5 protein-coding genes are annotated in these 4,548 nt (G+C 65.0%); 2 read left to right on the top strand and 3 right to left on the bottom strand.

Going from position 1 to position 4,548, the window contains the following annotated elements:
• A partial coding sequence (locus tag I6A60_RS40700; RefSeq protein ID WP_307874126.1) for an SDR family oxidoreductase occupies positions 1 to 905 on the top strand: 905 nt, incomplete at its 5' end.
• 309 nt (positions 906 to 1,214) lie between these two features.
• Here I6A60_RS40700 and I6A60_RS40705 read toward each other — a convergent pair.
• Positions 1,215 to 2,024: an alpha/beta fold hydrolase gene (locus tag I6A60_RS40705; protein ID WP_203012052.1), complete on the bottom strand. Its 810-nt coding sequence runs from the start codon at positions 2,022 to 2,024 to the stop codon at positions 1,215 to 1,217.
• A 561-nt stretch (positions 2,025 to 2,585) separates the two neighbouring features.
• Between I6A60_RS40705 and I6A60_RS42580 the strand changes: the two genes are divergently transcribed.
• Positions 2,586 to 2,774, top strand: a complete 189-nt coding sequence (locus tag I6A60_RS42580) for a hypothetical protein (RefSeq protein WP_203012051.1) — start codon at positions 2,586 to 2,588, stop codon at positions 2,772 to 2,774.
• A 109-nt stretch (positions 2,775 to 2,883) separates the two neighbouring features.
• Here I6A60_RS42580 and I6A60_RS40710 read toward each other — a convergent pair whose 3' ends face one another.
• Together I6A60_RS40710 and I6A60_RS40715 are read right to left on the bottom strand one after the other, a co-directional pair.
• On the bottom strand, positions 2,884 to 3,600 hold the full coding sequence (locus tag I6A60_RS40710; RefSeq protein WP_307874127.1) for an EAL domain-containing protein: 717 nt from the start codon (positions 3,598 to 3,600) through the stop codon (positions 2,884 to 2,886).
• Between the two features lie 23 nt (positions 3,601 to 3,623).
• On the bottom strand, positions 3,624 to 4,220 hold the full coding sequence (locus I6A60_RS40715) for a PAS domain-containing protein (protein WP_203012049.1): 597 nt from the start codon (positions 4,218 to 4,220) through the stop codon (positions 3,624 to 3,626).
• Between the last annotated feature and the right edge of the window lie 328 nt (positions 4,221 to 4,548).

Genomic DNA, 4,548 nt, shown 5'->3' on the forward strand with positions numbered 1-4,548 from the left:
ATCACGCGGCCACGCCGACCCGCACCCACACAGCCAACACCCAGTCCACACCATCAAGATCTAAAACAGGCTCTCAGCCAGACACATCACGGGACGTCGTCGTGGTGATCGGGGTCGGCGGAATGGGTCTCGCGGTGGCGAGGCACATCACGAATGGCCGCCACCTGGTCCTGGCCGACTACTCGGCGGCGCATCTGGACACCGCTGTGACCAATCTAGGTGACGAGGGGTACGCGGTCGAAGGCCAGCTGGTGGATGTCTCAGACCGGAGTTCGGTCGAGAAGCTGGCGAGCGCCGCTGCGCACATCGGCCGTATCGACGCAGTGGTCCACACCGCCGGGGTGTCGCCGGTGATGGCCAGCGCCCGGCAAATCTACGAGGTGGACCTGGTCGGCACTGCCCACGTCATCGACGCCTTCTTCGAGGTCGCGTCCCCTGGTACCTCATTGGTGTGTATCGCGAGCATGGCCGGGCATTTCGCGTCGTTGCCGGCCGAACTCGAACGGCACCTCGCCACCGCGCCGACGGAGGAACTCCTCCGGCACGACGGAATCGACCTCGACAGCGACCCGCAGGCGTCCTACGTGGTGGCGAAGCGGGGAAATCAACTTCGGGTGTCGGCATCCGCGCAGGCGTGGGGACGCAAGGGTGCCCGGCTGAACACGATCAGCCCTGGGGTGATCTCGACCCCGATGGGCCTCGATGAACTGCGCGGGCCGACCGGCGACTACATCCAGGAGATGGTCAAACTCTCCGCCGCGGGGCGGCTGGGTACCCCCGGCGACATCGCCGGCGTGGCGGAATTCCTCGCCGGCCAGACATCCTCCTTCATCACCGGCAACGATATTCTGGTGGACGGTGGGACCGTCTCCGCCCTGCACTGGAGCACCGCCGGGACGGCCTGACCTAGAGCCGTCGAGACGATGATCGGCGCTCCGCGGAGCAACTCGAGTCGACGGGAGCGCGACCGAGCACGGCCGCTCCACACTCTACGCATGGATGGACGCTTCGGATCGGCACGACGTCGGCGGTCGACGCGTTGAGCGGATCGCATTTCAGCAGGCGTCCGAGCACTCGGTTGACGACCGCATCATGGTCGCCGGCCAGAACATCAAACAGCCGAGCGTCAAACATCTGCCGATGACCAAACGTCAAGCATGTCTTGAGCCCATACAGCGACCCCTCGCGAGGCCGGTCGGCGTGACCCCTGCGGTTCACCTTCCTGAGTTCGCGTCGAGATGGTCGAGGTTGCCGTGGCTGGTCGGGCTCCCGCCGACGGCGGTCAGTCGGTCGACCTCCGCGGTCAGGATCTCGGCGACGGCCTGGACGTCGGTGACGAATGGGGAGTGCGCGGTGTCCAGGGCGTGCACCTCGTCGATCCCGGCGGCCTGGTGCATCCTGCGCTGGGTGGCTATCGGGAGCGCCAGGTCGCGCAGGGTCTCGACGTAGACCTTCCGGACCCGCCCCCATCGGTCATCGGTTACGGCGACAGGCTCGATCGCGACGGTGGTGGATTCGGGTACCAGCATCGTGCCGAAAGGTTCATAGGCGGTCTCGGCGAGGTCGGTGTAAAAGGCCTCCCGGCCGAGTTCGACAGGAATGTAGCTGACAGGGTGATCCTGGCTCATTCGCTGGTGCGCGATTACCAGGGAACCGGCGAAGTCCTCGTGGAGGGCGACGTCGACCAAGGACTGCCCGTTCGCGGGGATGAAGGCCGTGAGGTAGACCAGTGAGCCGATCAGGTCGGGAAGGTTCTCGGCCACCTGGGTGACGGTGACGCCCCCCATACTGTGCCCGACCAGGACGACAGGGCGGCCCGCGGCGCGGATGGGTCTGGCGACGGTCTCGACGAAGTCTGCGAGCGTCGCCGCGGCTACCGCCGCGGGATCTCCGCGACCGGGCAGATCGACGGCATCCACCAGGTGGCCGCGCCTCCGCAGTTCGACCGCCAACGGCTCCCAACAGGCGCCACGGTGATACGCGCCGTGCACCAGGACTACATGCCCACATGTCGTCCTCACCATCGGGCACCGTCCTTGGTCGCGTGGAGTCCGGTCGCAGGTGCCGCTGATCGCTGGCGCGCGAGAGTAGGGGAATCGTGCATGCGGGGGTCACTCCTTATGAAGATCTTGAGCCCACCTGATCTGGCTAGCTGGGACATCGCCGTGTTCGGCAAGGGGACCGGTTGACCTTCCCTTCCACTAACCGGCGCGTTTTGCCCTCGACCTGCGCCCGCTGGCTGGCGCGCTTCGGGGACTCGGGCTCGATGTGGCGGATGAATGCGTCAGTCGACTCGTAACAGGATCTCCCGGATCGTGATCACCTTCGCGGGACGGCGCCCCGCAAGACAAGCTAGAATCATGTTTCAGATTCGTCAAGTGTCCGGATCAGGGTCCGGCGGCGCAACTCCCGGCGCTCGCGCGGATCGGGGTCCGCGACGACGTGTTTGCACGGCGGTGTTCTGCGCGTCTCGACGGGAGTCGTGCGCCTCCGGCGGTCGACAGGCCGCCGCCGGCTCTGGCTGGCGACTCTGGAATGAATCAGCTCTGGCGACGGCAATCCGGTTCTATACTTCGGGCTAGTGGTTGGCATGGTCTGGTGGCTGCGAGGTCGTCGCGAACGCGCCGATCGCTGTCCGGGAAGCCCTCGGTGTCGCTCGGCACCGCACCGGACGGGGGACCGCGAACATGCTGTCGCCGATCTGGAGCGCTGGGTGCACTGTCTCCGGCGTCGACGCCATCACCGCGTTCCCCGACGTGGTCCGCGCGACGTGAACCGAGTGGCTGGCCGTATTTGGCGGGCACTCCTGTACTCGTGGGACCAGCTGTTGATCGAGGAGGTCGGGCTCCGCGGCGGTCCCGGGTAGTCCCGGCACCGATGTTCTCATCGTCTTGTGGCGAGGCCGAGGTCTGGTAGGTGGGCCCGTGGGCGGCCTAGTTGGTGGCCCTGCATGAGGTCACAGTTGAGGCGGTGAAGTTCGGCGATCTGGTCGGCGGTCTCCACTCCTTCGGCGATGACGGTCAGGCTGAGGGCATGGGCGAGCCGGATGACGGCTTCGACGACGGCATGGTCCGCCCGGTTCGTGGTGAGCTTGGCGATGAGGCGCCGGTCGGCCTTGACACCGTCGATCGGGAGGTCGGGTAGATCGCCAAGGCATGAGTGTCCAAAACCGAAGTCGGCCAGATACACCAAGACCCCGAGGTTGTGCAGGGCGCGCAGGGGGGCAACCGTGGCCGAGAGGTACCGGACGAGGGCGGCCTCGGTGATCTCCAGGCACAACTGGAAAGCGCAGTCGGCATTGGTAGCGGCGAGAAGCGCCGAGACGTCCGCCAGCAGTTGCTCATCGGCCAGTTGAATCGGCGAGACGTTGACCGCGATCCGGGGCTTGGGGGTGTCCGGCGGCGGTGGTCCCCATTCACGGGCTGTGCGACAGGCTGTTTCCAGCACCCATCGGCCGAGCGGAACGATGAGGCCGGCCTCCTCGGCGATCGAGACAAACGCGTCGGGTTTCAGTAGACCGCGGTCCGGATGACGCCAGCGGACAAGCGCCTCCGCACCGGCGACCTGGCCAGTGGTCGTCACCAACGGCTGGTAACGCAACCGCAGCTCGGTATTCTTGCGCTTTAGCGTCCGCCGGAGATCCCGTTCGATCTCGACCCGCTGGACGCGTGCTCGCCGGCTAATGCCTGGCGAACCGGTGCAAGTGCCTTGGGGTGAGCCGCGAACACGTCGAAGACCGAGGTGTGGCGGGCTGCGGTCACGAGACTGCGATATTTCTCTGGAACGCCCTCGCTGAGCAGTGTGTGCCCGCTTCGATCAATCAGGGACAGAATCACTGACGTGTTCTCGGCTATCAGCTGGAGACTTTGATACGACTCTACCTCATGAGTAATATCTTGAAATTGAACGAGAAGGTAGGGATCTGGTGCTTCGTCGGTAATGACGACTGATGTCGCCAACACATGGACCAGCGACTTATCTGGCCGAACAAACCGAATGACCTGCTGCCAGTTGCTGCGTCCGGCGGTCAGGTACTGCCTTGCCATATCGGCCTGGATGTCTCGATCATGCGGATGTATCAGGCTTTCCCATTTCACATCGATAAGCTCCGATTCGGCGCGACCGAGGATACGGCAGGTCGCCGGGTTCACTCTCTGAACCCGGCGACTGGCGAGGCCGAAGGCCACCAATCCAATCTCTATCCGGTCGAACAGGTCCATAGCGCCGGCTGGGCCCAGAAATTTCCTGACACTGTCGAGAAATTTGTTCTAAATCGATGAATCGCCATTGATCAAGATACGTGGACACCCTGTCGGCCTGCAAGTTGCGACCAATCACGTCTGGTCCACGTCGGCGACTGCGGCGAGCGGTCGTTCGACTCGGTTGCCAACCTGGTGGACGCGAATCGATCACGCCGCAGGGGACCTGCTCGGGCATCGGCGGAAGTACGGCGAGTCGGACGGGGGTGCCGGTATCAGGTTGACGTCGGCGAACTCCTGCTGGCCTTCGCGGACGCGCTGCTCGGGGCTTTCGGGTCCCAGGTCGTCG

Origin of the sequence: Frankia sp. AgB1.9 (assembly GCF_016786355.1) — a bacterium.
In the GTDB taxonomy this organism is placed as follows: Bacteria; Actinomycetota; Actinomycetes; order Frankiales; family Frankiaceae; genus Pseudofrankia.

Excerpts from the sequence above, each read along its gene's own strand:
- I6A60_RS40715 (WP_203012049.1), bottom strand. The coding sequence starts at position 4,220 with ATGGACCTGTTCGACCGGATAGAGATTGGATTGGTGGCCTTCGGCCTC.
- I6A60_RS40705 (WP_203012052.1), bottom strand. The coding sequence starts at position 2,024 with ATGGTGAGGACGACATGTGGGCATGTAGTCCTGGTGCACGGCGCGTAT.